Here is a 24,056-nt window from a genome sequence, read left to right as displayed (position 1 = left end):
GGAGTAAAACATGCGTCACCTCACAGCCGCCGCCTCGTTCGTCGTCCTCGCATTCGCCGCCTCCAGCGCCAGCGCGGAAGAGGGCATGTGGACCTTCGACAACTTCCCTATCGCGCGGGCCAACGCCACGCTGGGGACCAACATCGACCAGGCCTGGCTGGACCGGGTGCGGCTGAGTTCGGTCAAGTTCGGCGGCTGTTCGGCGGGCGTGGTCTCGGCCGAGGGGCTGGTGATGACCAACAACCACTGCGTCGCCACCTGCGTGGCCAATCTGTCGACCCAGGCGGTGAACTACGCCGAGACCGGCTTCACCCCCCGCACGCGCGAGGAAGAGCGCAAATGCCCGGGCGGGACGGCGGAAATCCTGACCGACATCACGGATGTCACCGAGCGGATGCACGCCGCCGGCGCGGGCCTCGAGGGCCAGGCCTTCACCCGGGCGCGCGACGCCGAGGCGGGCCGGATCGAGCAGGAAGCCTGCGGCGGAGACGCCGGCAAACGCTGTCAGGTGGTCAGCCTGTACCGCGGCGGCCAGTTCAAGCTCTACACCTACAAGAAGTACAGCGACGTCCGGCTGGCCTTCGCGCCCGAGGACCGGGCGGCGACCTTCGGCGGCGATCTGGACAATTTCAGCTTCCCCCGCTTCGCCATCGATGCCGCCTTCATCCGGCTGTACGAGAACGACGCCCCGGCGGCGACGCCGACCCATTTCGTCTGGAACGCCTCACAGCCCGTCGAGGGCACGCCGGTGTTCGTCACGGGCAGCCCCGGCGCGACGCAGCGGCTGCTGACCCAGGACCAGCTGTTCACCATCCGCGACGTGGTCCTGCCGATGGACCAGCTGCTGGCGTCCGAGCTGCGCGGGCGGCTGATCCGCTATTCGCAGGAGGGCGAGCGGCAGGCCTTCGAGGCCATGGATCCGATCGTCAGCCTGGAAAACACCTACAAGCGCGGGCTGGGCCGGATGCGGGCCCTGACCGACCCCGGATTCATGGCCATGAAGGCCGAACAGGAAACCGACTTCCGCGCCCGCGCCGAGGCCGGCGCCGGCGACGCCAATCCGTGGACGACGCTGGGCGCGGCCCAGCCGATCGTGCGCGACCTCTATCCCGCCATGGCGCTGCTGGAGGGCGGCACCGGCATGGGGACCACGCCGGTCGCCGGCGGCTCGCAGCTGTTCAGCTGGGCCCGGACGCTGGTGCGCGGGGCGCAGGAGCGGGCCAAGCCCTCGGCCGAGCGGCTTCCGGAATACGCCGACAGCCGCCTGTCGGGCGTCCAGTCCGGCCTGTTCGCCGAGCGGCCGGTCTATCCGGGCCTCGAGCAGGTGCGGATGGAGTGGTGGCTGTCCAAGACCCGCGAGTGGCTGACGGTCGACCATCCGTCGGTGCGCGGCCTGCTGGGACGGGAGTCGCCTGAACAGCTGTCGGCCCGGCTGATCGAGGGCACGACCCTGGCCGATCCCGCCGTGCGCCGCGCCCTGTGGGAAGGCGGACTGGCCGCCGTCGAGGCCTCGCAGGACCCGCTGATCCAGTATCTGCTGGCGATCCAGGACGAGACCCGCGCCATCCGCTCGGAGTGGGAGGAAAAGGTCCAGGCCCCGACCGACCGCGCCTCGGAGCGCCTGTCGACCCTGCGCTTCCAGGCCTATGGCGACAGCGTCTATCCGGACGCGACCGGCACGCTGCGGCTGACCTACGGCAAGATCGAGGGCTCGGACGTGCCCGGCCAGCGCTGGGGCCCCTTCACCACCTTCGACGGCCTGTGGGACCGGGCGACCGGCGCCCCGCCGTTCGACGTCGCCCCGCGGCTGCTGGCCGCGCGCGAGCGGATCGACGGCGACACGGTGATGAACATGACCCTGTCCTCGGACACCATCGGCGGCTCGTCAGGCTCGCCGGTCGTCAATGCGGCGGGCGAGATCCTGGGGGCCAATTTCGACTCCACCGTCCTGACCCAGCGCAACGCCTACGGCTATGACCGCAACGTCAACCGCTCGGTGATCGTGACCACCGGCGCCGTGACCACGGCGCTGCGGGATGTGTACGGGATGGACGGGCTGGTGCGGGAGCTGGGCGTCCGCTGACGCGGACGCAGTGGCTAGTGGCCAGTGGTTGGCTTACGCCGGGGCGATGGCGCTATCGGCGCCGCCCTTCCGCCTCTGCCGAAGCAGCAATCACTAACCACTAACCACTAGCCACTGGCCACTTCCCAGCCGCCGTAACCGGGACAGGAAGCGCGCCAGCCTCTGGAGCCGCGCCCCTAGATCTGGCTCATCTTCTGCTGGGCCTTGGCGAAATACTGCCAGCCGGTCCAGACGGTGACGATGGCGGCGATCCAGATCAGGACGTAGGCGAACGTCTGGAAATGCGGCTGCCATTCCAGCGGCAGGCCGAAGCCGTCCCAGAGAAGAACGAGTTGCAGGGCGCCGAGGGCCACCATCTGCAGGACGGTCTTCCACTTGGCCAGCAGGGTGACCGGCAGTTTGACCTTGCCGGCGACGGTCTCGCGCAGGGCCGAGACGGCGAACTCTCGGAACAGGATCAGGCCGCAGGGGATGGCGATCTGCGGCAGGGCGCCCCAGGCGAGGACGCCGAGAATGGCGCCGGTGATCAGCACCTTGTCGGCGATCGGATCGAGGATGGCGCCCCAGCGGGTCGTTGAATGCCAGCGCCGCGCGAGAAAGCCGTCGACCCAGTCCGTCGAGGCCGCGACCATGAAGATGACAAAGGCCGTGCGCCCGAAGCGGAACTGGTCGTCCGGGCTCAGATACTCCGACATGAAGGGAATGCCCTGCGGCGCCGCCCCCGCCAGGATCAGGAACATGATCACCCCGGCGACCAGCCGCAGGCCGGTCAGGATGTTCGGGATGGGATTGGCGTGGGGATTGGGTGTCATCTGGGCGCTCCGAATACCTCAACGCGATCTGCCACGCTTCGCTCCCTGAAGCGAGACAGTTGCCTGTCGCCTACTCGGCCAGGGACACGAAGGCGCCGTCGCGCAGCGAGCGCAGGACGCCGTCGGCGATGCCGAAATGGACGCCGCTGAGCGCCAGGGTTCCCGCGGCCTCGCGCTCGGCGATCCAGGGGAAGGTGCGCAGGTTCTGCAATGACAGGCGGACCACGGCCTCCTCGGCCGCCCGCTCCGCCTCCTCCGGCGCGCATGCCTCGCAGACCCGGCGCACCACGGGCGCGCCCTGGGCCACCCAGGGGGCGACGAAGTCCTGGCAGTTGTCGGGGGCGCCGTAGCGCATGGCGTTGACCCCGCCGCAGTGGGCGTGGCCCATGACCATGATGCGCGAGACGTTCAGCACCTTGACCCCGAACTCCAGCGCCGCCGAGACGCCGTGCAGGTGGCCGTCCGGCTCATAGGGCGGGACCAGGTTGGCGACGTTGCGGACCACGAACAGCTGGCCCGGCGCCGTATCGAAGATCAGGGCCGGGTCGGCGCGGCTGTCGGAACAGGCGACCACGAGCGTGTGCGGCTTCTGGCCGTCGGCGGCGAGCGCCTCGTACTGCGCCCTCGCCTCGGGCCAATGGTCCTCACGGAAGCGGCGATAGCCGGAGAGCAGGGCGTCGCGGGATTCGTCGGTCATGGGGTCGGTATAGGCAATCCGTTCGGGCGGGGGGAGAGGGGGCGACACTGTGTTTCCGCCGGGAGGGACAGGTCGGAACAATTTCTTCCGGACACAGTTAACGCCCTCGTCCGATATCATCGGTCGGCAACGCCTCCTGTGGGCGAGAGACCTTTGCGGATGGGGCGTCCCACGAGGGCGCTTCTGTCTTCCGGCGGCGGGTGCGGATGAATCCGCTGACCCCGTTCGTTGAACACATTGGGAGACGCCCCCGCCGTCGGCCGGGCGTCCGCAACAGGAGGGTTACAGTCCATGGTCGGTACGTCAAAAGCCGCTCGCGCGGCCGCGTTGAATGACGCCTATACCTCGCCGTTCGAGCAACTCGATCTCGCGAACGCGACCCATTCGGCATCGATGGCTCCGCTTGTGTTCGCCGCCAATGACAATCGCGACGGCGAGGCGGCGGTGGCGTCGTGGAGCCTCAGTTGCGGGTGCGGCTGCGGCAAGGGCTGGACCAGCTTCTTCCGCGACGGCGTCGGCGACCGGGTCCGGGTTCCCGGCGTGGACACCGTCACCAACCCGCTGCTGCTCGACACCGTCGGCGGCGACAGCGCCGGCACGGCCCAGGCCATCACCGTCGGCTCCACGACCTATGGCGTGATCGAGGACTTCAACGACCAGGACTTCTTCTCCGTGACCCTTGTCGCCGGCAAGACCTATGCAATCTCCCAACTGCTGCACGTCGGCGGCACCGCAACGGGCGACGGAACGCTGCTGAGCGGCGTGCCGCTGGCGGACGCCTATATCGAGCTCTACGGCGCCGACGGGACCACCCTGCTGGCCGAGGCCGACGGCGGCAGCAACACCACGCCGTCCGGCCTCGACGCCAAGCTGTTCTTCACGGCCACCGAGACCGGGACCTACTTCATCAACGCCCGCAGCTTCGACCAGGACCCGACCAACGGGACCGACGGCGACCACGTCGGGGACTACAAGCTCACGGTGCAGGAAGTGGCGGCCGCCGACGCGCCCCTGCCCCGCTTCTACTCCGCCGCCGGACAGGCGCCCAACGCCCTGCTCGACTCGCTGGACTGGGGCAGCACCTGGGATCACACCGTCCGCAACCCCGATGGGAACAACGGAACCCGGACCGACAACGGCGTGGCGGACGGCGGGACGCCGATCACCAACACCGAATACGGCATCGTCGGCAAGAATGTGATGAAGGTCTATTTCGCCAAACAGGGCGACGTCTTCCTGAGCGACGATCCGCTCAATCCCGGGCTGGAAACCACGCTGCAGGCTCGTGAGATGCTGCAGTGGGAGAAGGACGCCTTCCGGGCCACCATGGGCATCTACGAACAGGTCACCGACCTCAAATACGTCGAAGTCGACAACCGCGCCGACGCCGACATCAAGATCATCATCTACCAGGGGACGCCCGGCGCGGGCGCCAGCCTGCTGGGCCGCATGAGTCCTCCGGGCGAGCAGAACGAGGGGCAGACGGAGATCAACGCCGGCGACTACCGCTGGACCGAGGAGGGCGTCAGCCAGGGCGGCTTCTTCTTCCCGACCCTGCTGCACGAGTGGGGGCACGGCCATGGCATGAAACACCCGCACGACACCGGCGGCGGCGGCCCGGTCATGCGCGGCGCCGAGCCGAGCGAAGACCCGGTCGAGGGCGCCATCGGCGGCCAGTACGGCGACTTCGGCCTGAGCCAGCAGATGTACACCATCATGTCCTACAACGACGGCTGGAACGAAACCGGCGGCGTCGGCGGTCGGCCGGCCGGCCACGGAGGCCCCAGTTCCGGAGGCCTGGAGATGCAGGCCGACCACTACGGCTGGATGGGCACGCTGGCGGCGCTGGACATCGCCGTGCTGCAGGACAAGTACGGCGTCAACGAGGAGTGGGCGACCGGCGACGACGTCTACACGATCGAGGACACCAACGGCGCCGGCCACTACTACAGCACCATCTGGGACGGCGGCGGCAATGACGAGATCCGCTACGTCGGCTCGCGCGACGCCACCATCGATCTGCGCGCCGCGACCCTGCAGTACGAGGAGGGCGGCGGCGGCCGGGTCTCCTTCGCCATGGGCGCCTGGACCGGCTTCACCATCGCCAACGGGGTCGACATCGAGCGGGCCACCGGCGGCGACGGCAACGACATCCTGACCGGCAACGCCGTGGCGAACACGCTCATCGGCGGCGAGGGCGCGGACCGTCTCGACGCCGGAGCGGGCGTCGCCGGCGAGTTCCAGTATCTCTTCGGCGAGGGCGGAGACGACACCTATGTCTACGGAAGCGAATCCGGCCTGGTCTACATAGGTTCACGCGGAGAAGGCGCCGCGACCGGCGCCGCGGATCGGGTCGTCGTTTCGGATCTTGACGCCTCGGACGTGATCCTCGGACACCAGGACTATCGCGACAGCTATCCGGCCGAAGGCCTTGCCATGATGATCATGTGGCAGAATGGCGAAGCGTCGGGACAGTTGCAGATCGCCAATGGCGCCCGTGATATCGAAAGCTTCCAGTTCGCCGACGGCGCCGTCTTCAACACCCTGCAACTCACGCCCCAGTCGGGTGGAACGTATTCCTCGACCGGCTCGGGCGCGGCGTCCGCTGATCTGATCTTCGGCGGCGCCGGAACAGACCGGTTGTACGGCGGCGAGGGCGCGGACCTCCTCAACGCCGGCGCAGGCGTCGCCGGCGAGTTCCAGTATCTCTTCGGCGAGGGTGGAGACGATACCTATGTCTACGGGACCGAATCCGGCCTGGCGTATATCGGCTCAGCGGGAGAAGGCGCGACAAGCGGGACGGCGGATCGGGTGGTCTTCACCGACCTCAACGCCGGGGACGTGACGATTGCGTATCAGGACTATCGCGACAGCTACCCGAGCGAGGGTCTGGCCATGATGATCATGTGGCAGAACGATCAGGGATCGGGGCAGCTGCAGATCGCCAACGGCGGTCGCGACATCGAGAGCTTCCAGTTCGCCGACGGCTCTGTTTTCACCGCGCAGCAACTCGCCGCCCTGACGCCGGCCGGAAACCAGGCCGCGGCCCAGCCCCAGGTTCTGCCGGGCGAGGCCCGCGACAAGACCGCCCCCCAACCCGAGGTCCTGCCCGGATCAACCGGCGACAAGGCCGCGTTCGACGGACCGCAGACGCTGCCCGGCGTCGACGACGGCGCCCCGAGCCTGGTCCGCGACGGGTTTGGAAGCACGGACTTCGGAACCCGCGACGGCGATACGGAGGAGACGCTCTCCCTGTTCGATGTTCCGGCCGATGACGGCTACCTGTTCGCCGCCATGAAGGACGGCGGCTGGCCGGAGGTCCTGCCGGCCATGGATGACGGCTTCGTCCTGACCGGCAAGTTCGACGACGCCCCGCCCGTCATGCCCACGGCGACGGACATCTTCGACATCGGAGCGCCTTCGATCACGGAGATGGAAATGGCCCGGGAAATGCTGATGTCCCTGGCCCGCGAGAACCCGTTCAACACCGCCGGCGACAGTCTGACGCTGACGGAGGACTGGTCCGACTTCGCTCCGCATCGGGATGCCATGTGGGCTTGAGCCTGCTGAGGCCGATGCCCTGACCGACCGCAGGGGGAGCCACGCTTCCCCCTGCGGGCCATGCCCGGAACTAGCGCCGGGTCTCCGGGTGGAAGAAGGCGTGGATCCGTTCCGCCATCGGCTGGTTGATGCCCTCGACCTTGACCAGGTCGACCACCGAGGCGCGGCCGACGCCCTTGGCGGAGCCGAAGGCGTGCAGCAGGGCCTTCTTGCGGCCCGGGCCGATGCCCTCGATCTCGTCGAGCGGGTTTTTCTTGATGTCCATCGAGCGGCGGGTGCGGTGGGCGCCGTTGGCGAAGCGGTGCGCCTCGTCGCGCAGACGCTGGATGTAATAGAGCGCCGGCGATTTCAGCGGCAGCATGAAGGGCGGGCGGCCCGGCATGAAGAACCGCTCCATGCCCGCGTCGCGATCAGGCCCCTTGGCCACGCCGACGGCGGTGATGTCGTCCAGCCCCAGATCGGCCAGAACGGCCAGCACCTCGGCCAGCTGGCCGGCGCCGCCGTCGATCAGCAGCAGGTCGGGGCGGACCACCTCCTCCCCCGCGTCCTCGTCCTTCACGAGGCGCGAGAAGCGGCGGCGCATGACCTCGCGCATCATGCCGTAGTCGTCGCCGGGGGTGAGGTCCTCGCCGCGGATGTTGAACTTGCGATACTGCGACTTCTGGAAGCCCTCGGGCCCGGCCACGACCATGCCGCCGACGGCGTTGGTCCCCTGGATGTGGGCGTTGTCGTAGATCTCGATCCGCTCGGGCCGGCTGTCCAGACCGAAGGCCTCGCAGACCTCGTCGAGGATTTTGCCCTGGGCCGAGCCCTCGGCCATCTTGCGGCCCAGGGCCTCGCGGGCGTTGGTCAGGGCGTGGTCGACGAGGCTCAGCTTGTCGCCTCGGCGTGGGTTGGCGATCTCGACCTTGCGTTCGGCCTTCATCGAGAAGGCCTCCTCCAGCAGCTCCAGCTCGTGCGGGCGGACGTTGGAGAGGATCAGGCGCGGGATGGGCTTGTCCTCGTAGAACTGGCCGAGGAAGGCGGCGAGGATTTCCGGGTCCGTGTCAGTCTTGTCGACGCGCGGGAAATAGGCGCGGCCGCCCCAGTTCTGGCCGCCGCGATAGAAGAAGACCTGGACGCAGGCCTGGCCGCCCTCGCTGAACAGGGCGAAGACGTCGGCCTCGGCCACGCTGTCGGCGCTGACGGAATTCTCCATCGAGATGGCGGACAGGGCGCGGATGCGGTCGCGGACACGGGCGGCCTGTTCATAGTCCATGGCCTCGGCGGCAGCGCTCATCTCGTCGGACAGGCGGGCGATGACGGCGCGCGACTTGCCCTTCAGGAAGGCCGAGGCCTCGTCGACCAGGCCGGCGTAGTCCTCGAGCGAGATCAGGCCGGTGCAGGGGGCGGAGCAGCGCTTGATCTGGTGCAGCATGCAGGGTCGGGTGCGGGTCTCGTAGACGCTGTCGGAGCATGACCGCAGCAGGAAGGCCTTCTGCAGGGTGTTCAGGGTCCGGTTCACCGCCCAGGTCGAGGCGAAGGGGCCGAAATAGTCGCCGGGGGTGGTGTGGGCCCCGCGGTGCTTGCGCACCTGGGGGGCGCGGTGATCCTTGCGGATCATCAGTTCGGCGAACGACTTGTCGTCGCGCAGCACCACGTTGAACCGCGGCTTCAGCTGTTTGATGAAGCTGGATTCGAGCAGCAGGGCCTCGGTCTCGGAGGCGGTGATGACCAGCTCCATCGAGCGGGTCAGGGAGACCATCAGGCCGATGCGCTGGGTGTGGAAGCGGCCCTGGGCGTACTGGAGGATGCGCTTTTTTATGGAGCGCGCCTTGCCGACATAGAGGCAGGTCCCGTCCTCGCCGTACATGCGGTAGACGCCCGGCTTGTCCGGCGCGCGGCGGGCCTCGTCGCGGATCAGCTCGGCGGCCTTGAGGGCGCCGGCCTCGGTCTCGCTCTCGGGAATCGGCGCCTCGGTCATCGGGACCGATATAGGCCTAGAAGCGGCGGACCATAAGGACGCCGGCCAGAACCAGGGCGACGCCGGCCGCGCGGCCCCAGCTGATCGGCTGCTGCGGCGCGCCGAAGGCTCCGAAATGGTCGAGCAGCAGGCCGACCAGAAGCTGTCCGGCGACCATAAGGGTGATGGTCAGGGCGACGCCGAGCCGCGGCACGCCCCAGGCCGCGGCGACGACGAAGATAGCGCCATAGAGGCCGCCGACCCAGATGTACCAGGGCAGGCCGCGCGCCGCCGCGACATCGGGCTTCGCCTGAAGGATGACGGCGAGGATCCCCAGCGCCGCCGTCCCGATGGCGAAGGAGACGAAGGCGGCGTTCACCGGCGAGCCGACGGCGCCCATGAGCTTGGCGTTGGTCGGGGCCTGGAGGGCGGTGGCGCCGCCCGCGAGGACGACGGCGATCATGGCGAGGAGGTTGGGGTTCATGGGCTCTGGCTACCAGCTTGTCGCGCGGTCCGCACCGTTGAAGATTTCGGCCAACCGCGCCCGCGTCGCCCGGTGCGTATCGTCCGGCAGGTCCGCCGGGTCGAACCAGCCGACCTCCGCGATCTCGCCGTGGCTGGTGCGGTCGGTCATCGAGAAGCGGTCGATGCGGTAGACCAGCACATGGTCGCCGCGGAAGAAGCGTTCGTTGGCGTGGACGCTGACCAGGGTCGGGCGGCCCTCGATGATGAGGCCGGCCTCCTCGCGCAGCTCGCGGGCGAGGGCGTCCTCACAGGTCTGGCCGCGCTCGACGCCGCCGCCGGGCAGCCACCAGCCGTGCAGATAGGTGTGTTTGACCAGCAGGACGCGGCTCTCAGCGTCGACCGCAAGGCCGCGCACGCCGAGGGTCATGCCGCGGCTCATCCGCGACCAGGCGAAGAACAGCGGGCGGGTGAAGGGCTCGATCCGGGTGCGCCAAGTCGTCATGGGGCGACGATAGGCCGTCATGCGTTCTTGAACACCCGCGCGCGGGGCTTTATTGCGGGCCCGCTAAAGGAGCGTTTCCATGCTGGCCCTCTACATCATCCTCGGCTTCGTCGCCGTCTTCGCCCTGATCAATTTCGTCGAGTTCGGCCGGGTTGACTGAGGCTCCGGCCCGCCACGGTGAACGGCGCGGCGCCGCCCTTGTCACCGGCGGGGCGAAGCGCATCGGCCGGGCGATCTGTCTTGAACTGGCCGCCGCCGGGTTCGACGTGGCGATCCACCATCGCGCCTCGGCAGAGGAGGCGGCGGGCGTGGCGGGCGAGATCGAGGCCCTGGGCCGGCGCGCCGTCTGCCTGTCGGCCGACCTCGCCGACGTGGTCGCGACCCACGCCCTGATCGGCCGCGCGGCGGAGGCGCTGGGGCCGCTTTCGGTGCTGGTCAACAACGCCTCGGTGTTCGCCGACGACCGGCTGGACACCATCACCGGCGAGAGCTGGTCCTCTCATATGGACGTCAACCTGCGCGCGCCCGTGCTGCTGGCCCAGGGGTTCGCGGCCCAGGCCGCGGACGGGTCGGCGATCATCAATATTCTGGATCAGCGGGTGCTGAAGCCCGATCCGCGCTTCTTCTCCTACGGCCTGTCCAAATCGGCCCTGTGGGTCGCGACCCGGACCATGGCCCAGGCCCTGGCCCCGCGCATCCGCGTCAACGGCGTCGGCCCCGGCCCGACCCTGCCGTCGGTGCACCAGGCGGCCGGAGAGTTCGAGGCCGAGGCGCGGGCGACGCCGCTGCAACGCGCCGGCAGTCCCGAGGCCGTGGCCGAAGCCGTGCGCTGGCTGGTGGACGCGGCCCAGGTGACGGGCCAGATGATCGCCGTCGACGGGGGCCAGCACCTGGCATGGCGGACCCCGGATATTGTGGAGTAGGCCTTGACCGTTTCGCCCCTGCCCCTTCCCGCTGTCGACGGCCCCCGCCGCGAGGGCCTGACCGTGTTCGTGCGCGGCCTGAGGGTCGAGGCGGGCATCGGCGTGCACGACCACGAACAGGGGCGTCTGCAGACCCTGGTCATCGATGTGACGCTGGAGCTGGCGCCCGCGCCGGTCGAGCGGCTGGCGGACACCATCAACTATGAGACCGTCGCCGCCGCGGCCCGCGCCATCACAGCCGAAGGCCATGTCGGACTGGTCGAGACCTTCGCGGAACGGCTGGCCACGGCCTGTCTGGATGACGGGCGGGTGAGGCGCTGCACCGTGCGGATCGAAAAGCCGGGCGCGCTGGACGCCGCCGCCGCCGCCGGCTGCGAGGTGGTGCTCGCGCGCTGACGGCGCGGTTGCGCCGAAAGCGAGGCGCGGTCATTACTTGGACCGGACTGAAGGATATCCGATGGCCGAACCCGGCGATCCCCCCCACACGGACGACCCACTGGACGACCCTGGGCACGAACACGACGACGACCTGATCGGCTTCGCCACGCCGGCGTCGCTGGAAGGCCGCTTGCGCGTGGCTGAGCCGGAGCCCGAACCGGAGCCCGAGCCCGAAGCTGAGGAACAGCCCGAGCCGGAAGAAGAGCTGTTCGAGGACGAGCCTCTCCCGCCGGAGTCGACGCCGGTCGAGGCCGGTTCCGTCTTTGCGCCGTCGCGCGAGTTCTCGACGCGTCGACGCCGGCGCGCCGAGACCGTCGCGATCCCCGGCGGCGGCCTGGGCCTGTACGCCGTCTACGCCCTGATCCTGTTCGCGGTGCCGACCGTCGGCGTGTCGGCGGCGATCGGCCTGTTCGCCGTCACGGGACGGGCGGGCCCCGAGGACGATCTGTCCTCGTCGCACTTCATCTATCAGCAGCGGACCCTGTGGGCCGCGGCGGTCGCGGCCGTGGCCGGGGTGATCCTGCTGGCCGCGCCCTTCGCACTCGGCGTGCCGATCCTGTTCGCTCTCGCCATCTGGATGGTGCTTCGCGGGGCCTGGGGCGTTTGGACCCTGAAGTCCGGCCGCGCGATCGCCGATCCGCGCGGCTGGTGGATCTGACGGAGAGACGCCATGGCCGACGCATCGCCCGACGCCCCCAGGGAGCCGCGCTTCACCACCGGCCATGACTCTGAAGGCCGGCCGGCGGCGTTGATCGCCTGGGGCCTGTACATCCTGTCCCTGCCCAGCGCTAACCTGCTGGTCATCGTCGGCCTGATCGTCGCCTATGCCGGCCGCGGCGGATCGGACGGCCTGTCGCGGGCCCATATCGACGCCCAGATCCGCCTGTTCTGGTCGGTGTTCTGGTGGACCATCCTGCTGTGGATCGGCATCGCGATCTGCGTGGTCTCATTCCTCGCCGTGAACGACCTGGGCTTCGTCCTGATACCGGTCGCGCTGTTGCTTGGGCTGGGACTGCTGTTCCTGACCGTCTGGTTCACGATCAGGAGCATCATCGGTCTGATCAACCTGCTGGGCGACAAGGCCCCCTGAAGGACCGGCGGCTCCCGACGAATCCCAGCTTTCGCGGGTTTTCGGGGAACGCCTTCGCCGGCTCCGGTGTTGGCTGGATGTCCGCTTTCCGACACAGCCGAGGCCGCACATGACCGATCTTCGCGACGTCCGCGCCGACCAGCGATTCGAACAGGGGTTCGCCGATCCCCAGGGACAATTGCGCACGGTCTTCGCCGACTATGCGGTGCAGGGGACGACGCGGGTGATCCTGCATGTCGAGGCCGACCCGGCCCTGCGCGGCACGGGCGCGGCCGGGCAGTTCATGCAGGCGCTGGGCGAGCATGCCCGGGCTGAAGGACTGAAGCTGGCCCCGCGGTGCAGCTACGCCGTCGCCTGGCTGAAGCGGCATCCGGAGTTCGACGACATCAAGGCCTGAGATAGCTGTTGGCCGCGGTCAGAAGGCTGCGCCTTCTCGATCCGACGCGGCCTGGGCGGATTTGCCGATGGAGCGGACCGGGCTTCCCGCGCATTGTGTGAGGAACGACCCGGAGCCGACCCATGCCCGACCTCGACCTGTCCTCCCTCAGCGCCGCCGCCGGGCCGATGCAGACCTGGGTGCTGCCCGCGCTGCTGGGGCTCGGCCTCGCCTCGGCGACCGGGCTGCGCACCTTCCTGCCGCTGCTGATGCTGGCGCTGGCGGCGAAGTTCGAGATGTTCGGCGTGCGCCTGATCGACCAGATGGACTGGCTGGTCTCATGGCCCGCCATCGCGGCGCTGGCGACGGCGACCGTGGCGGAGTTCGCGGGGGACAAGGTGCCGGCCATCGACCACGGGCTGAACGCCATCGGCTATGTCACCCGGCCGGTGGCGGGCGCGATCGCGGCGGGCAGCGTATTCTGGAACGTCGATCCCTCGGCGGCGGCCATCGCCGGCCTGATCGTCGGCGCCCCGGCGGCCCTGGCCTTCAATGCGGCCCAGACGGGGGTGAGGGTCGGATCGACGGCGACCACCGGCGGGCTGGGCAATCCGCTCGTCTCGCTGGTTGAGGACGTGCTGGCCTTCCTGACCGTGATCGTCGCCTTCCTGGCGCCGATCGTCATCCCGATCGTCGTGATCATCCTGATCGTGGTGGTGTTCCGGCTGGCGCGCGGACTCCGCGCCCGACGCGAGATGGAGCCGGCCTAGAGCGACCGGCTGGCCACGGCTTTCAGGGTCTGCGCCTTGGCCGGGAGGTCGGAGGCCAGACGGCCGGCCAGTTCACGCGCGCCGACGGGATAGGCGTCGCCGCCGTCGGCGATTTCCTGGGCCATGGCCGAGGCTTGCAGCAGCAGCTTTTCCAACGCCTCGACCTGTTCGACGGCGAGGGCGCGGGCCTCCATCTGCAGCCGTTTGACCCGGTCCGCCGTGGTCACGGGGGTGCGCATCAGATCATACACTTCGGCCTCGGCGGAGACGAGGCGCAGATCGGGCTTGGCGGGCTGGGTCTTGGGCATCGAATGGACTCCTTGGCCCAACCAATGCGAAGCGGCGCCGGGGCGTTCCCCTGACGGGCGAAGCGGCTGTGGGTTGTTGTGACGGTGTGGCCGCTGAATCACAGGGGCCCGATCAGGCCGCCTCGCCGCGCAGCTCCAGCCGGGCCTCGGCCTCGCGGACCGCGTCCACGGCGCGGTCGACGACCTCGATCCCGGCGCCGGGCGGGATGGAGTCCACCGTCAGGATGCGGCGGTACGCGCGGGCGCCCGGGCGGCCATGCATCAGGCCCAGCATGTGGCGGGTCATGGCCGGCAGAGGCACGCCCTCCTCCAGCCGCGCCGCCAGATAGGGACGGTAGCGGTCGATGGCGGCGAAGGCGTCGATGTCGGGCGTCGCGGCCCCGAACAGGCGACGGTCGACCTGACCGAGGATGGCCGGCTCATGATAGGCGGCGCGGCCCAGCATGACGCCGTCCAGCTGCACCCCGTCGCCGGCGTCCAGATGGGCCTCGGCCTCGTCCAGCGAGGCGACGCCGCCGTTGATCGAGACGGACAGATGCGGCCGCTCGCGCTTCAGTCGCCGCACCAGACCATAGTCGAGCGGCGGCACATCCCGGTTTTCCTTGGGCGACAGACCCTTCAGCCAGGCCATGCGGGCGTGGATGATGAAGACCTCGATGCCGACGGCGGCGCAGGCGTCCACGGTGGCGAACAGCGAGACCTGCGGGTCCTGGTCGTCCACGCCGATGCGGCATTTGACCGTGGCGGGGACGGAGACCGCCTCCTTGATGGCGGCCATGCAGTCGGCGACCAGTCCGGGCTCACGCATCAGGCAGGCGCCGAAACGGCCGGACTGGACCCGGTCGGAGGGGCAGCCGACGTTCAGATTGATCTCGTCATAGCCGAAGGCCGCGCCGATGCGGGCGGCCTCGGCCAGCTGGGCCGGGTCGGATCCGCCCAGTTGCAGGGCCACCGGATGTTCGACGGCGTCGAAACCCAGCAGCCGCTCGCGGTCGCCGTGGAGCACGGCCGGGGCGGTGACCATCTCGGTATAGAGCAGGGCCTCGGCCGTCAGGGCGCGATGGAACGCCCGGCAGTGCCGGTCGGTCCAGTCCATCATGGGGGCGATCGAGAGACGGCGGTTCATCGGGCGCGGGCTCTACACCAAACCGGACGCGGAGGCGACCGTCAGGCCCCGGCCTTTTCGCGCTCGTCCTCGTCTTCCAGCGCCTCGGCGGCCTCCTCGTTGAGGGCCCGGCCCTCGCGGCGGGGTTTGACGTAGGGCGCGGGCCGGGGCGTGGCGATGTTGCCGCGCATCAGGGAGCGACCGGCCTGGAGCCCGCCGGACAGTTGCAGGGTGAACCGCTCCTCGTCGCGACGGCGGACGTCCTCGATGGTCTCGCGCGCCTCCTCGTCCGAAAAGCCGAGGTCGATCAGCACCTGATGGCCGAAGACCAGGGCGCTCTCGAAGGTCTCGCGCAGCTGGTATTCGACCCCGGCCTCGACGAGGCGCAGGGAATGGCCGCGGTCGAAGGCGCGGACGAACAGTTTGGTCAGGGGGAATTCCGCCTTGACCAGTTCGACGATGCGGTCGGCGACCTCGGGCTTGTCGACGCAGACGAGGACGGTCTCGGCGTTCTCCGCCCCCGAGGCGCGCAGGACATCGAGGCGCGATCCGTCGCCGTAGAAGACCTTGAACCCGAAATTGCCGGCGGCCTGGATCATCTCGACGTCCGTATCGATGATGGAGACGTCCACGTCGCGGGCCAGCAGCGGCTGGGACACCACCTGGGCGAAGCGGCCGAAGCCGATGATCAGCACCCGCTCGCGCAGGTCCTTCGCGCGATCCACGCCGTCGGCGTCGTCCGGCGACAGGGCCTCGTTCGGGCGCAGGCGGTCGGCCAGCATGACCCGGAGCGGGGTCAGGGCCATGGACAAGATGACCACCGCCGAGAGGATAGCGGCGGTGCGGGCGTCGAACAGGCCGGCGGCGAAGGCGGTCGAATAGAGGACGAAGGCGAACTCGCCCCCCTCGCCCATCAGGGCCGCGCGCAGCAGGCCCTCGCCGTGCTTCTGCCGGATGCGGGCGACGGCGTAGACCGCGACCATCTTGGCGGTCATGAAGGCGGCCAGCCCGCCCAGCACCCAGGCCCAGTCGGCGACCACGACGCGCAGATCCAGCGACATGCCGACGCTGAGGAAGAACAGGCCCAGCAGAAGGCCGCGGAACGGCTCGACGTCGGCCTCGAGCTGGTGACGGAAGGTCGATTCCGACAGCAGGACCCCGGCCAGGAAGGCGCCCATGGCCATGGACAGGCCGCCGAGGTTCATCGCGTAAGCAGCCCCCAGCACCACGAACAGGGCGCCCATGGTCATGACCTCGCGGCCGCCGTAGCGCGCCAGCAGGCGGAAGAAGGGGTTCACGATCCAGCGGCCCGCGACATAGACCAGGGCGACGGCGGCGATGGCCAGGCCGATGGTCATCCAGATCGGATAGCCGGTCTCGACCGCGGAGCCGTACGCGCCGGCCAGCACCGCCACCAGCGCCAGAAGCGGCACGATGGCGAGGTCCTCGAACAGCAGGATGGAGACCACGCGCTGGCCGCCCGGTTCGGTGTTCTCGTTCCGCTCCTGCAGCAGCTGCATGACGATGGCGGTGGACGACAGGGCGAAGCCGAAGCCGGCGATCAGGGCGGCGTACCAGGCCAGACCCGCCAGCAGGGCGATCCCGGTCAACAGCAGGGCGCAGGCGAGGACCTGCACGGCGCCGAGGCCGAAGATCTCCTTGCGCAGGCTCCACAGGCGGGCGGGCCGCATCTCCAGACCGATGATGAACAGGAACATGACGACGCCGAACTCGGCGACGTGCAGCACCGACTGGGGATCATCCACCACGCCGAGCGCGGACGGGCCGATCAGCAGGCCGGCGGCCAGATAGCCGAGGACGGCGCCCAGGCCGAAGCGGCGGAACAGGGTGGCGGCGACGACCATGGCCGCCAGCAGCGCCACCGCGTGACCCAGCCCCATACTGGTCGTCTCGTGCATCTCTCGTCCCCTGCGGCGTCGCTGGATAGTGGGGGGAGATGCGCCGATGCGCCACCCCGGGCGCGGCGGTTCACCGTCAGGCTTCGTCAGAACCGCGCGCCACAGTTTCGCCCGAGGCCGGGATGCCTGATGGGGTTCACACAACCCAAGGGGAGACGAGCGATGTCGAAACGTCCGTTGAAACGAGGCCTCGTCGGTCTCGTCAGCCTGGCCCTCGCCGCCCCGATGGCGCCCCTGCCTGTCATGGCCCAGGAGGGCCGGCCGATCGATCCCGACAAGCCGTCGGACGGCGTGGTCTCGCCCGCCGCCTGCCGGGTGTTCGGCTTCACCCTGCCGGAAGAGCGGGGCAACGCGAACTACGCCGCACGAAGCGCCGGCGCGCCGGCCTATGTGGGAGGCCCGCCGCCTCCCCCCGCACCGCCGCCGCCTCCCCCTCCGGCGCCGCCGCCACCGCCCGTCGTCGCGCCTGCAGCTGGAGTGAACGAAGTGGTGGTCTCCGGTTCGCGCATCCCGCCGGGGGCCGCCGGCTATCTCTCGAACGCCCCCGCCCTTTCCAACTCCCGGCTCCCCGGCACGCCGGTCACGCCCGACACCGAACGCTATCCCGACGCCACGCCCAACCCGGTGCGCCGCGTCGCGGACGAGCCGGTCTCGACCTTCTCGATCGACGTCGACACGGCCAGCTACGCCAACGTCCGGCGCTTCATCGACGAGGGGCGTGCGCCGCCCGCCGACGCGGTGCGGGTCGAGGAGCTGATCAACTATTTCGACTTCGGCTATGAGCGGCCGGGCTCGGCGACGGAGCCTTTCGCCATCACCACGGCCGTGACCGCATCGCCGTGGGGGCCGGGGCGGCAGATCGTCCACGTCGCCCTGCAGGGCTATGAACTGCCCGAAGCCGAGCGGCGGCCGCTAAACCTGACCTTCCTGGTCGACGTCTCCGGCTCGATGGACAGCCCGGACAAGCTGGCGCTGGCGCAGAAGTCGATGAACCTGATCATCGACCGGCTGCGGCCGCAGGACACGGCGGCGGTGACCTTCTACGCCGAGGGCGCGGGCACCCGGCTGGCCCCGACGCCGGGCGACCAGAAGCTGAAGCTGCGCTGCGCCGTGGCCAGCCTGTATGCATCGGGCGGCACGGCCGGGGCGACCGGCATGACCAACGCCTATGACCAGGCCCAGGCGAATTTCGCCCGCGACCGGGTCAACCGCATCCTGATGTTCACCGACGGCGACTTCAACGTCGGCGTCACCGACAACCTGCGGCTGGAAGACTATGTCGAGGCCAAGCGCGAGACCGGCATCTATCTGTCGGTCTACGGCTTCGGGCGCGGCAACTACCAGGACGCGCGGATGCAGACGATCGCCCAGGCCGGCAACGGCACGGCGGCCTATGTCGACGATCTGAACGAGGCGCGGCGGCTGTTCGGCCCGGCCTTCGACCGGGGAGCCTTCCCCATCGCCGACGACGTCAAGATCCAGGTCGAGTTCAACCCGGCCCGCGTCTCGGAATACCGGCTGATCGGCTATGAGACCCGGTTGCTGAACGAGGCCGATTTCAACAACGACCGCGTCGACGCCGGCGAGGTCGGATCGGGCGCCTCGGTGACGGCGCTGTATGAGATCACCCCGGTGGGCGGCCCCAGCCAGATGGGTGAGCGGCGCTACCCCGAGAACCGCAACAGTCTCGGCGTCGGCGGGGGCGATCCGGACGGCGAGGTCGGTTTCGTGCAGGTCCGCTACAAACTGCCGGGCGAGCGCGACTCGCGGCTGATGCAGCGGGTCGTGGCCAATGCGGGCGGGGACCGGGTCTCGGCCCAGCCGCCGGAGAGCACGCGCTGGGCCATCGCGGTGGCCGCCTTCGGCCAGCGGCTGCGCGGCGATCCGTGGCTGGGCGACGGCTTCGACTGGGACGCCGTGCTGCAACAGGCGCAGGGCGCGCGCGGGGAAGACCCCTACGGCGAGCGGGCCGAGTTCGTGCAGATGATCCGGGCGGCGCAGGGGCTGCCGGCGCGGACGGCGCCGTAGCCGATTTCCGCCATCCTGGCGCGCTGGTCATCTGGCGCGCCGGGAGACTCCCGCTAGGTTGACGGGGTGACCGAAACCCTCTCTCCCAAAACCGCCCGCCGCATCGCCCTGGCCGCCCAGTGGTTCGGGCGGGCGCAGCCCGCGGCGCCGGGCCGCAGCCATGTCCGTGACGTCGCCCGGCGGCTGGGGGTGATCCAGATCGACAGCGTCAATGTGGTGACGCGGACCCACTATCTGCCGGGCTTCTCGCGGCTGGGCGACTATCCGCGCGAGGCGCTGGAGACCGAGGCCTGGGGCGCGCGGCGGGGACTGTTCGAATACTGGGGCCATGAAGCCTCGCTGCTGCCGCTGGAGCTGCAGCCGCTGCTGCGCTGGCGGATGGAGCGGGCGCGGGGCGGGGCCATGTGGACCGGCCTGTCGCGGTTCGGGCGCGAGAAGGGCGACTATATCGAAGGGGTGCTGGCCGAGATCGAACGGCGCGGGCCGGTCACCGGCGGCGACTTCGCGGAAGGCCCGCGCGGGGCGCCCGGCTGGTGGTCATGGTCGGACGGCAAGCGGGCGCTGGAGTGGCTGTTCTGGGCCGGGCTGATCACCACCAAGACGCGCAACGGATTCGAGCGGGTCTATGACCTGACCGAACGCGCCCTGCCCGCCCGCATCGTCGACCTGCCGACGCCCACGGAGGCCGACGCCCAGCGCGAACTGGTCCGCATCGGGGCGCGGGCCATGGGCGTGGCGACGGCGGCGGACCTGCGGGACTATTTCCGGCTGCCGTTGGCCGATGCGCGCGAACGGATTGCGGAACTGGTCGAGGCGGGCGAGCTGACGCCGGTGTCGATCAAGGGCTGGCGGCAGCCGGCGTATCTGGCCGCCGGGGCGAAGACGCCGCGCAAGGTGACGGGCGCGGCGTTGTTGTCACCATTCGACAATCTGATCTGGACCCGCGACCGCACCGAGCGCCTGTTCGGGGTCAAGGTGCGGCTGGAGATCTACACCCCGGCCCACAAGCGGGCCCACGGCTACTATGTCCTGCCCTTCCTCGAGGACGAGACGATCACGGCGCGGGTCGATCTGAAGTCCGACCGCAAGGCGGGAAAGCTCTTGGTGCAGGCGGCGTGGCGCGAGCCCGACGCGACGCCGGAGACGGCCGCGCGGCTGGCGGCGGAGCTGCGGCGGATGGCCGCCTGGCTGGGCCTGGAAGGGGTCGAGGTGGTCGGCAAGGGGGATCTGGCGGAGGCGCTGGAGCGAGTGATTAGTGGCTAGTGGTTAGTGGGTGGGTGCGTCCGGCGGGCCGCCGGTGACGACGCGCGGCTGCAACCGCCGCAGCCACTAGCCACTAACCACTGATCACTCACCACCCGCTCACACCTCGAACTTCACCCCCTGGGCCAGCGGCAGTTCGCGGCTGAAATTCACCGTCTGGGTCTGGCGGCGCATATAGGCCTTCCACGCGTCCGAGCCGGATTCGCGGCCGCCGCCGGTGTCCTTCTCGCCGCCGAAGGCCCCGCCGATCTCGGCGCCGGAGGGGCCGATGTTGACGTTGGCGATGCCGCAGTCGGAGCCCCAGGCGGAGAGGAAGGCTTCGGCCTCGCGCACGCTGTCGGTGAAGACGCAGGACGACAGGCCCTGGGGCACGGCGTTCTGCATCGCCACGGCCTCGTCGAAGTCTGACCATGTCAGGACGTAGAGGATCGGCGCGAAGGTCTCGTGCTGGACCACGGCGGTTTGCGCCGGCATGCGGACGATGGCGGGGCGGACGTAGACGCCCGGCCCCTCGGCGCCCCGGGTTCCGCCGACGACGACCTCGCCGCCCTCGGCCTCGGCCTGCATCAGGGCGTCGTCGAAGGCCGCGCCGGCGGCTTCGTCGATCAGCGGGCCGATCAGGACGCCGTCCCCGCGCGGGTCGCCGACAGGCAGGGTTTCATAGGCCGCCTTCAGGCGGGCGATCAGGGCGTCGGCGATGCTCTCATGGACCAGCAGGCGGCGCAGGGTGGTGCAGCGCTGGCCGCAGGTGCCGACAGCCGAGAAGGCGATGGCGCGGACGGCCATGTCGAGATCGGCGCTGGGCGTCACGATCATGGCGTTGTTGCCGCCGAGCTCCAGCAGGCTGCGGCCGAGACGGGCGGCGACGGTCTGGGCCACGGCGCGGCCCATACGGGTCGAACCGGTGGCGGAGACCAGCGGGATGCGCGGGTCGGCCGCCAGGGCCTCGCCGGCCTCGCGGCCGCCGATGACCAGCTGGGCCAGGCCTTCCGGCGCCTCGCCGAAGCGGGCGATGGCGCGGTCGAGGACGGCCTGGGTCGCCAGGGCCGTCAGGGGGGTCTTCTCCGACGGCTTCCAGATCACCGGATCGCCGCAGACGAGGGCGAGGCAGGCGTTCCAGGCCCAGACGGCGACCGGAAAGTTGAAGGCCGAAATGACCAGCACCGGCCCCAGCGGCTGCCAGGTCTCGCGCATGTGATGCCCCGGCCGCTCGGAGGCGATGGTCAGGCCGTAGATCTGCCGCGACAGGCCGACGGCGAAGTCGCAGATGTCGATCATCTCCTGCACCTCGCCTAGGCCCTCGGAGACGATCTTGCCGGCTTCGAGGGTCACCAGCCGGGCGAGGTCGTCCTTCGACGCGCGCAGTTCCTCGCCGAGCAGGCGGACCAGTTCGCCGCGGCGCGGGGCGGGGAGGCGTTTCCACTGGTGGAAGGCGGCGGTCGCGCGGTCGGCGACGACGTCGAGGTCGGGTGTTTCAGCCACGCGGCCGGCGACCGAGCCGTCTATAGGCGAGCGGGCCTCGAACCCGTCGGAGCTCCAGACCGACGCGGGCACGCCGAGGCGGGTCAGGATGTCTCGGCATTCGGCGGCGGCGGCGGCGGTCGGGACAGTCATGGGGCGGGCTCCGGCTGGCCCGCGCGACTTAGCGGGGCCGGAGCCAAAGCGAAAGGGCCGCCCCGTCGCCGGGGCGGCCCTCCCTTCATCCCGCCGGACCTACCAGCGGTCGCGGCGCTCCATCCGGAGCAGGGCCTGGATACGATCCAGACGGTAGCTCAGGGCGGCGTACTCCCGCTGGCTCAGCCGGCCGTCGCGGGCGTAGCGCCATTCGAGGCTGCGGTACTCCTGCATCTCCCAGCGCAGCCGTTGGGCCTCGCCGCGGCTGACGCGGCCGTTGTACGAGGCGCGGTCAATCTGCTGCGCGAGGCGCTGGGCGCGGTACTGCAGATCATTGCCGTAGCCGCGGTTGTAGCCATAGCCCTGGCTGTAGCCCGGCGAGCCCACGCCGACGGAGAAGGTGACCTGCTGGGCCAGCGCCGGGGTGGCCGTCATGACCGCCGTCGCCGCCAGCGTGGAAAGCAGGGCCTTCCGGATCATGGCGGTTTTCATTGTCGTATTCCTCAACCTTCCGATCCCGAGCGGACCGTGGAGGCAGAAAACCATGCGGAGCCTGACACGACCCTGAGAGGCTTGTTGTCCGGCAGTCATGTGTCTGAACCGGAACCGGCGGCGCGGACGGGGGTTTTGATGGCGACCCATCCAAGGAGAGTGCCCGATGAAAGTTCGCGACGTGATGAGCAAGGACGTGCAGGTCGCCCGCCCCGGCGACACCCTGCAGGACGTGGCCGCGCGGATGAGCGCCGGCGATTTCGGCTTCATGCCGGTGGCGGACGGCGACACCCTGATCGGCACGATCACCGATCGCGACATCGCCGTGCGGGCGGTGGCCGGCGGCGCCGCCTGCACCTCGCCGGTGGTTGAGTATATCTCGCGCGATCCGCACACGGCCCGGGCCGACGACGACCTGAAGACCGTGCTGGACGCCATGGGCACGAAACAGATCCGCCGGCTGCCGGTGCTGGACAAGGATGACCGGCTGGTCGGGGTGGTTTCGCTCGGCGACCTGTCCACGCGGGTGAAGGAAAAATACGCCGGCGAGGCGCTGGAAGACATCTCGCGCGCCTGAGCCCGGCCGCGCGTTAGGAATCGCTTCACCCTTTCGCCAAACCGGGCGTTCATCGCGCCGTGAGAGGGTTCCCGTCGAATACGGGAGACGCCCATGGCGCGCGCGCAGTTCCAGAAGGGACAGAAGGTCTGGGTCGAATGCGTCGGCGCATGGGCCCAGATCGAGAAGGTCCAGCCTGTCTGGGCCAAGGGGTTCGAGGAGCCGGTCCGCGTCACCTATGACGTCGGGCTGGGCCGCGAATTCCTTGGTCACGAACTGCTGCTGCCCACCGAGGACCCGGCCGCCAACGCCGGCGAGACCTGGCGGCTGATGCGGGCGCGCAACAAGTGGCAGACCGCGGACGACTGTCCGCACCATCCCTTCCCCGGCACCTATCCGGTCGTCGTGACCGACAAGGCGGACTGGGGCGGATGGCGGGTGCCCGGCGCGGAATACGACCGCGACCCCGACCAGATCGAATTCCAGGCCCGGCTGATCGCCGCGGCCCCACGCCTGATGGCGCTGGCCGAGCGGCTGGCCGCCTCGGTCGATGAGGCGCCGGACGACGCGCCGCCTGAAATGCAGATGCTGGCCCGCGAGGCCCGGACCGTGCTGAAGTCGGTCACCGACGTGCTGGCCGCCCCCGGCGACGCCGCCGCCTCGCCGCGGGAATCGCGGGCCGCCTGAGACCTGGCTGCGCGACAAAAGGTTGATGGTTTCTAACCAAGCCTCGACAGGAATCCGCGACGCAGCCTAGATTCGCCGTTCGTCGTCGAAACCTTGGGGAGAGCGCCTTGCGGGGTGAAGAGCGCCGCATAACGAGCGAGGGGCGGCGCACGGCGGACCGGCGCAAGGCCCCGCCGCCCTGGTTGCGGATCGCCATATTGACCGTGACCCTGGCGGTGGCAGCCTATGTGCTGCTGTTCGCCCGCGAGATCGCGCGTCCCGGTCACGAAGCCGACGCCCTGAGGCTGTCGGCCGTGGACCGCGAGGCGCGGCTCCTGGCGCTTGAGATCGAGACCCGCCTCGGACCCGTCGAGGCCGCGGTTCGCGCCGCGGCGGCCGGCTCGACGGGCCAGCCGCAGATCGCCGTCGAACGCGCCCGCGCCGCC

General features: G+C 69.9%; 22 protein-coding genes and 1 pseudogene. 13 read left to right on the top strand and 10 right to left on the bottom strand.

The features are described from left to right. Positions 1-10 precede the first annotated feature (10 nt). On the top strand, positions 11-2,083 hold the full coding sequence (locus tag QQJ79_RS06435) for a S46 family peptidase (RefSeq protein ID WP_284222097.1): 2,073 nt from the start codon (positions 11-13) through the stop codon (positions 2,081-2,083). A 176-nt stretch (positions 2,084-2,259) separates the two neighbouring features. On the opposite strand, the gene pgsA is transcribed toward QQJ79_RS06435, so the two are convergent. Together pgsA and QQJ79_RS06425 are read right to left on the bottom strand one after the other, a co-directional pair. Then, positions 2,260-2,895, bottom strand: a complete 636-nt coding sequence (gene pgsA / locus QQJ79_RS06430) for a CDP-diacylglycerol--glycerol-3-phosphate 3-phosphatidyltransferase (protein WP_284222096.1) — start codon at positions 2,893-2,895, stop codon at positions 2,260-2,262. A 70-nt stretch (positions 2,896-2,965) separates the two neighbouring features. Further along, positions 2,966-3,592, bottom strand: coding sequence for a carbonic anhydrase (locus QQJ79_RS06425; protein ID WP_284222095.1), 627 nt, complete (start codon positions 3,590-3,592; stop codon positions 2,966-2,968). Between the two features lie 291 nt (positions 3,593-3,883). Here QQJ79_RS06425 and QQJ79_RS06420 point away from each other — a divergent pair, with 291 nt between their 5' ends. Beyond that, positions 3,884-7,153, top strand: coding sequence for a M10 family metallopeptidase C-terminal domain-containing protein (locus QQJ79_RS06420; protein WP_284222094.1), 3,270 nt, complete (start codon positions 3,884-3,886; stop codon positions 7,151-7,153). A 70-nt stretch (positions 7,154-7,223) separates the two neighbouring features. On the opposite strand, the gene uvrC is transcribed toward QQJ79_RS06420, so the two are convergent. Genes uvrC through QQJ79_RS06405 form a run of 3 tightly spaced genes read right to left on the bottom strand, consistent with a single transcriptional unit; the run spans position 7,224 to position 10,083 of the window. After that, positions 7,224-9,116, bottom strand: a complete 1,893-nt coding sequence (gene uvrC, locus QQJ79_RS06415) for an excinuclease ABC subunit UvrC (protein WP_284222093.1) — start codon at positions 9,114-9,116, stop codon at positions 7,224-7,226. Positions 9,117-9,132: 16 nt separating this feature from the next. Beyond that, on the bottom strand, positions 9,133-9,579 hold the full coding sequence (locus QQJ79_RS06410; RefSeq protein ID WP_284222092.1) for a DMT family transporter: 447 nt from the start codon (positions 9,577-9,579) through the stop codon (positions 9,133-9,135). Between the two features lie 9 nt (positions 9,580-9,588). Then, entirely contained in the window at positions 9,589-10,083 is a 495-nt protein-coding gene (locus QQJ79_RS06405; RefSeq protein ID WP_431307576.1) for an NUDIX domain-containing protein, read from the bottom strand. Positions 10,084-10,214: 131 nt separating this feature from the next. Between QQJ79_RS06405 and QQJ79_RS06400 the strand changes: the two genes are divergently transcribed. The 6 genes from QQJ79_RS06400 to QQJ79_RS06375 all read left to right on the top strand — a co-directional run bounded on the left by QQJ79_RS06400 (position 10,215) and on the right by QQJ79_RS06375 (position 13,659). Further along, positions 10,215-10,985, top strand: coding sequence for an SDR family oxidoreductase (locus tag QQJ79_RS06400; RefSeq protein WP_284222091.1), 771 nt, complete (start codon positions 10,215-10,217; stop codon positions 10,983-10,985). 3 nt (positions 10,986-10,988) lie between these two features. Next, positions 10,989-11,381 carry a dihydroneopterin aldolase gene (gene folB, locus QQJ79_RS06395; RefSeq protein ID WP_284222090.1) on the top strand — a complete coding sequence of 131 codons (393 nt, stop codon included), beginning with the start codon at positions 10,989-10,991 and terminating at the stop codon, positions 11,379-11,381. Positions 11,382-11,442: 61 nt separating this feature from the next. Next, positions 11,443-12,081 (top strand): hypothetical protein, encoded by a 639-nt coding sequence (locus QQJ79_RS06390; RefSeq protein WP_284222089.1) that lies wholly within the window; start codon positions 11,443-11,445, stop codon positions 12,079-12,081. A gap of 12 nt (positions 12,082-12,093) precedes the next feature. Next, complete coding sequence (locus QQJ79_RS06385; RefSeq protein WP_284222088.1) at positions 12,094-12,513, top strand: hypothetical protein; 420 nt, start codon at positions 12,094-12,096, stop codon at positions 12,511-12,513. A gap of 109 nt (positions 12,514-12,622) precedes the next feature. Beyond that, positions 12,623-12,910 carry a GNAT family N-acetyltransferase gene (locus tag QQJ79_RS06380; protein ID WP_284222087.1) on the top strand — a complete coding sequence of 96 codons (288 nt, stop codon included), beginning with the start codon at positions 12,623-12,625 and terminating at the stop codon, positions 12,908-12,910. Between the two features lie 122 nt (positions 12,911-13,032). Then, the gene (locus QQJ79_RS06375; protein WP_284222086.1) at positions 13,033-13,659 is read left to right on the top strand and encodes a DUF4126 domain-containing protein; all 627 of its coding nucleotides are present in this window, start codon (positions 13,033-13,035) and stop codon (positions 13,657-13,659) included. Here the strand turns inward: QQJ79_RS06375 and QQJ79_RS06370 are convergent. The 3 genes from QQJ79_RS06370 to QQJ79_RS06360 all read right to left on the bottom strand — a co-directional run bounded on the left by QQJ79_RS06370 (position 13,656) and on the right by QQJ79_RS06360 (position 16,991). Further along, positions 13,656-13,967: a hypothetical protein gene (locus QQJ79_RS06370; RefSeq protein WP_284222085.1), complete on the bottom strand. Its 312-nt coding sequence runs from the start codon at positions 13,965-13,967 to the stop codon at positions 13,656-13,658. The genes QQJ79_RS06375 and QQJ79_RS06370 overlap by 4 nt on opposite strands. A gap of 112 nt (positions 13,968-14,079) precedes the next feature. Then, positions 14,080-15,093 carry a tRNA dihydrouridine(20/20a) synthase DusA gene (gene dusA, locus QQJ79_RS06365; RefSeq protein ID WP_284222084.1) on the bottom strand — a complete coding sequence of 338 codons (1,014 nt, stop codon included), beginning with the start codon at positions 15,091-15,093 and terminating at the stop codon, positions 14,080-14,082. Between the two features lie 41 nt (positions 15,094-15,134). After that, on the bottom strand, positions 15,135-16,991 hold the full coding sequence (locus QQJ79_RS06360) for a monovalent cation:proton antiporter-2 (CPA2) family protein (protein ID WP_284222083.1): 1,857 nt from the start codon (positions 16,989-16,991) through the stop codon (positions 15,135-15,137). Positions 16,992-17,153: 162 nt separating this feature from the next. Between QQJ79_RS06360 and QQJ79_RS06355 the strand changes: the two genes are divergently transcribed. Next, positions 17,154-19,019, top strand: a complete 1,866-nt coding sequence (locus QQJ79_RS06355) for a vWA domain-containing protein (protein ID WP_284222082.1) — start codon at positions 17,154-17,156, stop codon at positions 19,017-19,019. A gap of 66 nt (positions 19,020-19,085) precedes the next feature. Then, positions 19,086-20,282, top strand: coding sequence for a winged helix-turn-helix domain-containing protein (locus QQJ79_RS06350; RefSeq protein WP_284222081.1), 1,197 nt, complete (start codon positions 19,086-19,088; stop codon positions 20,280-20,282). A 99-nt stretch (positions 20,283-20,381) separates the two neighbouring features. On the opposite strand, the gene amaB is transcribed toward QQJ79_RS06350, so the two are convergent. Continuing rightward, entirely contained in the window at positions 20,382-21,896 is a 1,515-nt protein-coding gene (gene amaB / locus QQJ79_RS06345) for an L-piperidine-6-carboxylate dehydrogenase (RefSeq protein WP_284222080.1), read from the bottom strand. A 99-nt stretch (positions 21,897-21,995) separates the two neighbouring features. Continuing rightward, complete coding sequence (locus QQJ79_RS06340; protein ID WP_284222079.1) at positions 21,996-22,388, bottom strand: hypothetical protein; 393 nt, start codon at positions 22,386-22,388, stop codon at positions 21,996-21,998. 166 nt (positions 22,389-22,554) lie between these two features. Here QQJ79_RS06340 and QQJ79_RS06335 point away from each other — a divergent pair, with 166 nt between their 5' ends. From QQJ79_RS06335 to QQJ79_RS06325, 3 genes and pseudogenes are all read left to right on the top strand, one after another. Continuing rightward, complete coding sequence (locus QQJ79_RS06335) at positions 22,555-22,965, top strand: CBS domain-containing protein (RefSeq protein WP_284222078.1); 411 nt, start codon at positions 22,555-22,557, stop codon at positions 22,963-22,965. Between the two features lie 93 nt (positions 22,966-23,058). Beyond that, a complete protein-coding gene (locus tag QQJ79_RS06330) occupies positions 23,059-23,631 on the top strand; it encodes a hypothetical protein (RefSeq protein ID WP_284222077.1) in 573 nt (190 codons plus the stop codon). A gap of 107 nt (positions 23,632-23,738) precedes the next feature. Continuing rightward, positions 23,739-24,056: pseudogene (locus QQJ79_RS06325) on the top strand (PAS domain-containing sensor histidine kinase); the annotation flags it as partial.

Origin of the sequence: Brevundimonas denitrificans (assembly GCF_030160755.1) — a bacterium.
GTDB lineage: Bacteria > Pseudomonadota > Alphaproteobacteria > Caulobacterales > Caulobacteraceae > Brevundimonas > Brevundimonas denitrificans.
This window is presented reverse-complemented; position numbering and strand designations above follow the sequence as displayed.

What these genes read in the sequence shown, in the direction of transcription:
- QQJ79_RS06435 (WP_284222097.1), top strand. Translation starts at nt 11, where the DNA reads ATGCGTCACCTCACAGCCGCCGCCTCGTTCGTCGTCCTCGCATTCGCC.
- pgsA (WP_284222096.1), bottom strand. Translation starts at nt 2,895, where the DNA reads ATGACACCCAATCCCCACGCCAATCCCATCCCGAACATCCTGACCGGC.
- QQJ79_RS06425 (WP_284222095.1), bottom strand. Translation starts at nt 3,592, where the DNA reads ATGACCGACGAATCCCGCGACGCCCTGCTCTCCGGCTATCGCCGCTTC.
- QQJ79_RS06420 (WP_284222094.1), top strand. Translation starts at nt 3,884, where the DNA reads ATGGTCGGTACGTCAAAAGCCGCTCGCGCGGCCGCGTTGAATGACGCC.
- uvrC (WP_284222093.1), bottom strand. Translation starts at nt 9,116, where the DNA reads ATGACCGAGGCGCCGATTCCCGAGAGCGAGACCGAGGCCGGCGCCCTC.
- QQJ79_RS06410 (WP_284222092.1), bottom strand. Translation starts at nt 9,579, where the DNA reads ATGAACCCCAACCTCCTCGCCATGATCGCCGTCGTCCTCGCGGGCGGC.
- QQJ79_RS06405 (WP_431307576.1), bottom strand. Translation starts at nt 10,083, where the DNA reads ATGACGGCCTATCGTCGCCCCATGACGACTTGGCGCACCCGGATCGAG.
- QQJ79_RS06390 (WP_284222089.1), top strand. Translation starts at nt 11,443, where the DNA reads ATGGCCGAACCCGGCGATCCCCCCCACACGGACGACCCACTGGACGAC.
- QQJ79_RS06385 (WP_284222088.1), top strand. Translation starts at nt 12,094, where the DNA reads ATGGCCGACGCATCGCCCGACGCCCCCAGGGAGCCGCGCTTCACCACC.
- QQJ79_RS06380 (WP_284222087.1), top strand. Translation starts at nt 12,623, where the DNA reads ATGACCGATCTTCGCGACGTCCGCGCCGACCAGCGATTCGAACAGGGG.
- QQJ79_RS06375 (WP_284222086.1), top strand. Translation starts at nt 13,033, where the DNA reads ATGCCCGACCTCGACCTGTCCTCCCTCAGCGCCGCCGCCGGGCCGATG.
- QQJ79_RS06370 (WP_284222085.1), bottom strand. Translation starts at nt 13,967, where the DNA reads ATGCCCAAGACCCAGCCCGCCAAGCCCGATCTGCGCCTCGTCTCCGCC.
- dusA (WP_284222084.1), bottom strand. Translation starts at nt 15,093, where the DNA reads ATGAACCGCCGTCTCTCGATCGCCCCCATGATGGACTGGACCGACCGG.
- QQJ79_RS06360 (WP_284222083.1), bottom strand. Translation starts at nt 16,991, where the DNA reads ATGCACGAGACGACCAGTATGGGGCTGGGTCACGCGGTGGCGCTGCTG.
- QQJ79_RS06355 (WP_284222082.1), top strand. Translation starts at nt 17,154, where the DNA reads ATGTCGAAACGTCCGTTGAAACGAGGCCTCGTCGGTCTCGTCAGCCTG.
- amaB (WP_284222080.1), bottom strand. Translation starts at nt 21,896, where the DNA reads ATGACTGTCCCGACCGCCGCCGCCGCCGCCGAATGCCGAGACATCCTG.
- QQJ79_RS06340 (WP_284222079.1), bottom strand. Translation starts at nt 22,388, where the DNA reads ATGAAAACCGCCATGATCCGGAAGGCCCTGCTTTCCACGCTGGCGGCG.
- QQJ79_RS06335 (WP_284222078.1), top strand. Translation starts at nt 22,555, where the DNA reads ATGAAAGTTCGCGACGTGATGAGCAAGGACGTGCAGGTCGCCCGCCCC.
- QQJ79_RS06330 (WP_284222077.1), top strand. Translation starts at nt 23,059, where the DNA reads ATGGCGCGCGCGCAGTTCCAGAAGGGACAGAAGGTCTGGGTCGAATGC.